Raw genomic sequence first — 5,996 nt, 5'->3', positions numbered from 1 at the left:
GCATCGTTCGTATTACGTTAGGGATGACCATCGGGGAAAATATACCCGTCTTTAGGTTGTCAAAAGAGGAAAGTATTAGCTAGCTACTTGGAAAGCTTTGGTCGTATATAAGTGGCATTTTATCAGCATTTTATGAGAATAGCTGATTCGTGATGTTATTCGCTTCGTAATGACTTCACCGGGTTCATCAAGGCGGCTTTTATGCTTTGAAAACTCACCGTCAGCAGGGCAATACTTACGGTAAACAACCCCGCCAGAACAAACACCCACCACTCAATGCTAATGCGGTAGGCGAAGTCCTGCAACCACCGATTCATGGCGTACCATGCCATCGGGCTGGCAATCGCGATAGCAATCAGCGCGAGCTTCACGAAGTCTTTGGAGAGCAACGCCACGATGCTCGGCACGCTGGCACCCAGTACTTTACGCACGCCGATCTCTTTGGTGCGGGCTTCAACCGAGAACGTCATCAGGCCCAGCAAGCCTAAGCAAGCAACCAATAAGGTGAGGGCCGCGAAGCTATTAAATAGCCGCGTCAGCCGGGCTTCTTTGACGTAAAGTTGATTATAGGCATCGTCCAGAAAGTAATAATCGAAAGGTGCGGTTGGCCGAAACTGATCATAAATCGCGGTAAGTTGGGCCAACGCTTTTGGCACGTCAGTTTTTGGTCCCAACCGAACCAGCAGATAGCCGCCATTCGCGACCACTGCCCGGCTCGTGTCGCTCACAATCGTTAGCCGCATGGGTGACACGGGGCCGTGCAGACTCCGCACATGAAAGTCGCTCACTACGCCATCAGTGGGCGAATCTTTGAATGGAACAGGCTGCTGGCTGGGGTTGCCTGTTATGCCCGCTTCCCGCATTACGGTTTGGTTGTAAACGGTCAGTTGTTTGGTCACCGCTCCGTTTTCCCAACTAACCGGGCGATGCTGCCACCGAATCCCCATCATGCCGAAAAATGCCTTGTCCACAGTCAGCGCGTTCACGGCGAGTTGTTTTTTAGTCTTCTCAGTTGTCAGAAACCAAGTCATGATATTGTTGGAAAACAGCTTCGTGTTCGTTGCGGCTACGTTGCCCAACCCAGCCCAGTGCCGCACTGCATCGCGCAGGGCTGAGAATTGCGGAGCCATGTCGCCATCAACGTACATGCACACGACCTGCGCCCGGTTTATGCCGAGGTTTTTGGTGCGAAGAAACTGCATCTGAGCGTACAGTACTAAGCTACAAATCAACAGACCAATAGAAGTCGTGAACTGAATTGTGGTGAACACCTGCCGCAACCCGGCCCCGCCTTGTCGCCATGTTGTGGTGCCTTTCAGAGCGATGGCGGGCCGAAACCCCGATAGAAGCAGAGCAGGATAGGCCCCGGCCAGCAGCGAACAACCGAGCCAGAGAGACATCAGCAAGCCCCAATACGGCCCTTGATTCAGAACCCGGTTGTCCATATTTAGGTCAAGAGCCGTATTTGCCCAGGGGAAGATGGCTTGAAGCAACACTAGCGATAGCACAAAGGCTAGCATGGTGGTCAGGAACGATTCTAAGAAAAACTGGACAACGAGTTCGCGCCGTTGCCCGCCGATGGCCTTCCGAACACCTACCTCGCGGGCGCGGTTGGTGGCACGGGCCGTTGCTAAACTCACGTAGTTGATGATAGCCAAAGCAAGAATCACCAGCGCAACCGTCAACAGAATATACAGTGACTGTTTGGCATCTTTAGGGCTACCCCGGCTGTCAAGATGCAGCGACGGGACAGCTTCCAGAAAATACCTAGCCTTCATGTCAATGTTCTGGATATTGGTCTTCACCCGCTCCAACTTTTTCTCCACCGCAGCCGCGTTCGCATCAGGACGCAATACCAGAAATGTACTTAGAAAACCCGCGCCTTTATAGACATCTTGCTGCTGTGGGCCCAATGCAGGCATAGAGGTCAATGAAACCAGCGCGTTGAACTGAATAATAGAGTTGGTGGGCAGGTCGTCGAGAACTGCTGAGACAGTAAGGGGAAAATATTTGTCGTATAGAATCGTCTTACCAACTGGGTTTTGGCTGCCAAAATATTTCTCGGCCAATCGGCGGGTCAGCACAATCCGGCCTGGCTCATTGAGGGCAGTTTTAGTATCACCCGACAGCAACCGGAACCCCATCATTGGCAAAAAAGAAGCATCGGTAAAACCGACGTTTACTTCTTTAAAACGGTGATTCCGATCGGATTGTAACACAATATCGCCCAGACCATCTGAGTAACGGCTAACAGCCGTTACGTCAGGAATCTGCCGACTTATTTCGCGTCCGAATGATTCGTGAAGGCCGTGAAAGGTCATATCCATCTCGCCGATTTTTGTCACACCCATAATCCGGTAGGTGCGGTTGGCAAGAGGCTGAAAACGGTCGTAATGAAACTCGTGCCAGACATATAGCGCGATGAAGGTGCTAACAGCCAGTCCGACGGTTAAGCCGATGATGTTGAGCGCACTGAATAGCCGATTGCGCCATAGTTGACGGAAGGCTATGTTGAGGTAGTTTCGGAACATAACACGCTGAGAATATACCGCACACAGTGCCAACCTATTGCCAGTAGACAAAGGCTGACAGTTTATGCTAATGGACAGTGCCAAAGATTGTACCAGTTCGTTAAACAGGGCATGGAATGATTTAATGGGTTATTTTAACCCATCTACCTGTCCGAAATCGTACAGCATGTGTCCGTTTATGAGCATTATCTGAGAATAGCTAATTGGTAATGCTATTCGCTTCGTAGGGACTTTACTGGATTTACTAAAGCCGCTTTAATACTCTGGTAACTTACCGTTACTAAGCTAAGTAATAACGCCCCCACTCCCGAGCCTACAAAAATCCATCCCGACATCGGCGTACGATAGCTGTAGCTTTGCAACCAATCATTCAGAAAATACCAGGCAATGGGCGACGCTAGCAAACAACCTAATATGACTAGGCCCACAAAGTCCTTGGCCAGCAGAGCCCATACCGTCAGCACCGTGGCCCCCAGTACTTTGCGAATACCAATTTCTTTGCGCCGTTGTTCGGCCGTGAAGGAGGCTAGCCCAAACATGCCCAAACAGGAGATAAAAATGGCCAAGCTGGCAAACAACGTGGCTAGTTTACCGATCCGCTCTTCAGCGCTAAACTTTTTACTATACTCCTCATCCACAAATTTGTAGGTGAAGGGCGTACTAGGATCATATTGATGGAAGATGCCCGCAATTTTAGTCAGTGCTAAGCTGGTGGCTAAGGTGGGAGCGAGTTTGAGCGTCAGCACCCCCGCCGAAGCATCGTATAAGACAAAGAGCGAGGGCGTGACCTGTCCAAAGGGGCTGTCCTTAATCAGGTCATGGACAATGCCAATAATGGGTAAATCGCGACCATTCCAGTTGATCATCGTATGCAGGGGGTCTTTCAGGCCCATCAATTTTAAGGCAGACTGGTTCAGCACCACCCCCGCCGAATCGCCCCGGAAAGCCCTCGAAAAGTCACGGCCTGCGCTTATTTGCCAACCGATGGTCTTACCAAACTGCTGAGAGATTTGATTGGTCATGAATAAGGGATGTAAATCGGGCGATTTCCCTGGCCAGGATACATTGGTCACCCCCGTCTGATCCACCGTCACCGACCCGTTGGAAACGGCCATCTCTTGAATGGGCCCCGTAGCCAGCAAATCGGTTTGCAATGCCTCGAAGTGACCCATTAGGGCCGGCGTTCGCATGTTGACCTCGATGAGCCCCTGACGGCTATAGCCCGTAGGCCGGTCTTTGGCATAATTGATCTGGCGGAGCACAATGACCGTACCAATGATGAGCGTTACGGGGACGGTAAACTGAAAAACAACGAGTGCTTTACGGGGGAGGCTACTCCGCCCCCCAGCGCTGAAACTTCCTTTCAGAACACGGATGGGCTGAAACGAGGATAAGTAGAGCGCGGGATAACTAGCAGCAATCAGGCCAGTTAGCAAACTAAAGCTGACGCCGATCACCCAGAAGTAAGGATTGGCCCAAGGAAGATAAATTTGTTTGTCAGCCAGTTGATTGAAGAAGGACAAGCTCAGCTGCACCAGTACGAGCGCCAACAGGAAAGCCAGGCTGGTAAACAACAGGGATTCGCCCACAAACTGGGCAATCAGTTGACCTCGCAAGGAACCGACTACTTTGCGCAGCCCCACTTCTTTAGCCCGCTGCTGGGAGCGGGCCGTGGAGAGATTCATAAAATTGACGCAGGCCAGCAACAGCACAAATCCTCCAATCAAACTAAACAGCCACACAAATTGAATCAGTCCCCCGATATTGACCCCATTGTCGAAGTCGGAATACAGGTGCCATCTGGTCATCGGATGCAGGAAGAATTCGGGCTTGTAAGGCGGTGGGTTGTCGCGTTTGATACGCACATCTTTGATCTTCGCCGGAGCTTGTTCTAGGGAAACCTCCGGCTTGAGCTGGGCGAAGACTTGATAGGAGTTTTCATCCCAATTATCCTGAGCTTTCTTCGCCCCTGGATTAATTCCCAGGAACAAGGACCAGGGGGCCAGGTAGTGCACGGCACTCCAGGTAATGTTGGGGGGGGAAATCTTGGTAAACGCCCGTCACCCGCAGGCTCACTTTACTATCGAGCTGAACCAGCTGATTGAGTGGATTTGTAGCGCCGAAGAGGGTTCGGGCTAGCGAACTGGACAAGATGATTGAGTTGACATCCGCCAAGTTTTGGCGTGGCCCCTGGAGCATGCGAACCCCCATCATGGGCAAGAAATCAGCCTCTACAAACGACCCGTTGGGGTAAACTGGTTTTCTCCCGTCGTCAAAGCTACCTCCCGGTCAGCGGTCGCCAGGGCTACCCGATTAAAGTCAGGATAGTTTTGGCGCAGTTCACCCGCTAGTGGAATGGAGGCTACATTGTAGGTCGCCTTTTCGCCATCAAATTGGACAATCTGCCACACTTGGGCAATGCGCTCCGCGTTGGGATTCTGTCGATCAAAGGAGAGTTCGTCGTAGACCCAAAGCCCAATAAATATGGTGACCGCCATTCCTGTGGCTAAACCCACGATATTGATGGCCGAGAATACTTTGTAACGGGCTAGGTTTCGCCAAGCGATTTTGAAGTAACTGCGTACCATAGTCGTCTTCTAGTAAGCGTTTAGGTTAGTCATTTAGAAGTAAGGGTCAATTATTGTACCACCCTGCTGAAAAGGTCTCTCCGGCTCAGATACGCCTATTGGTCAAAAGTGCCTGTCCATTTTTGGACATTGACAGTTCGGAAGTGGACAGGACAAGGCGTCTTTTTAAACGCCCTAATTACAGATAAGCAAATCATTCCTTCTTCTCAGGCAGGAGCGGTTTATGAGAATTGTGTTACGGAGGGGATACACCAAGAGCTAGACTTTATCGATCTGCTACCTCGTTAATTTACAAGCAACACACTGCTTATGATCTCCTACTTAAAATTGTCTTCGAACACCACATCACCGTTTGTACGAAAGAAACGGCAGTAGTCGACTGAACCAGTACCCAAGAATTCGTACCCGATGCCTAAAAGCTGCGTTGGGCTGTGCGGAATGACGGCTTCGTACGCCTTTTGGCCATTCAAAAACAGTTTCGCTCGTTTGTCGTGGACTTCTAGCCGTACGTCAACCCATTGACTTAAGTCTCGCCCAAGCGCCGACAGATCGGCGTGTTTACTGGTGGCTTCATACCCTCCTAGGTAAACGCTTGAGTTCCCCACGCACCCTTCAGCGCTGAGAAGAAACTTAAATACATCGTCACGGCATAAAACCGTAATTTGCGTATACTGGCAAGCGGCTGAGCCCTGCTTGTATGTATTCTTAACCCGGGTTTCTACCACAAAATCATCACTTCGTAAGCCGTTAAAAGGGCGCACATACCTGTAAAGCACAATGGGTGGTTGAGGCTGCATCGGTATATTGCTGCCTTCTATGGACGCAATCGGTAGGTTTAACATCCCATCGTGCACGGCTTGTCGTTGGCTAAAGTACA

Annotated in this window: 4 protein-coding genes and 1 pseudogene; all 5 read right to left on the bottom strand. The window is 50.7% G+C overall.

What is annotated here, in order from left to right; genetic code table 11:
* Nucleotides 1-155: 155 nt before the first annotated feature.
* Nucleotides 156-2,531 (bottom strand): ABC transporter permease, encoded by a 2,376-nt coding sequence (locus ACYU87_RS27395; protein WP_461137192.1) that lies wholly within the window; start codon nucleotides 2,529-2,531, stop codon nucleotides 156-158.
* Nucleotides 2,532-2,743: 212 nt separating this feature from the next.
* The gene (locus ACYU87_RS27390; RefSeq protein WP_461137191.1) at nucleotides 2,744-4,546 is read right to left on the bottom strand and encodes an FtsX-like permease family protein; all 1,803 of its coding nucleotides are present in this window, start codon (nucleotides 4,544-4,546) and stop codon (nucleotides 2,744-2,746) included.
* Nucleotides 4,506-4,730 carry an ABC transporter permease gene (locus ACYU87_RS27385; RefSeq protein WP_461137193.1) on the bottom strand — a complete coding sequence of 75 codons (225 nt, stop codon included), beginning with the start codon at nucleotides 4,728-4,730 and terminating at the stop codon, nucleotides 4,506-4,508. Before ACYU87_RS27385 ends, ACYU87_RS27390 begins: the two co-directional genes overlap by 41 nt.
* A 32-nt stretch (nucleotides 4,731-4,762) precedes the next feature.
* Nucleotides 4,763-5,119, bottom strand: coding sequence for a hypothetical protein (locus ACYU87_RS27380; RefSeq protein WP_461137190.1), 357 nt, complete (start codon nucleotides 5,117-5,119; stop codon nucleotides 4,763-4,765).
* A gap of 317 nt (nucleotides 5,120-5,436) precedes the next feature.
* A pseudogene (locus ACYU87_RS27375) lies at nucleotides 5,437-5,996 on the bottom strand (hypothetical protein); the annotation flags it as partial.

It is taken from the genome of Spirosoma lituiforme (genome assembly GCF_054776635.1).
The sequence above is the reverse complement of the archived record's forward strand: the minus strand, read 5'-3'. Positions and strand labels throughout refer to the sequence as shown.

Excerpts from the sequence above, each read along its gene's own strand:
- ACYU87_RS27395 (WP_461137192.1), bottom strand. The coding sequence starts at position 2,531 with ATGTTCCGAAACTACCTCAACATAGCCTTCCGTCAACTATGGCGCAAT.
- ACYU87_RS27385 (WP_461137193.1), bottom strand. The coding sequence starts at position 4,730 with ATGCTCCAGGGGCCACGCCAAAACTTGGCGGATGTCAACTCAATCATC.
- ACYU87_RS27380 (WP_461137190.1), bottom strand. The coding sequence starts at position 5,119 with ATGGTACGCAGTTACTTCAAAATCGCTTGGCGAAACCTAGCCCGTTAC.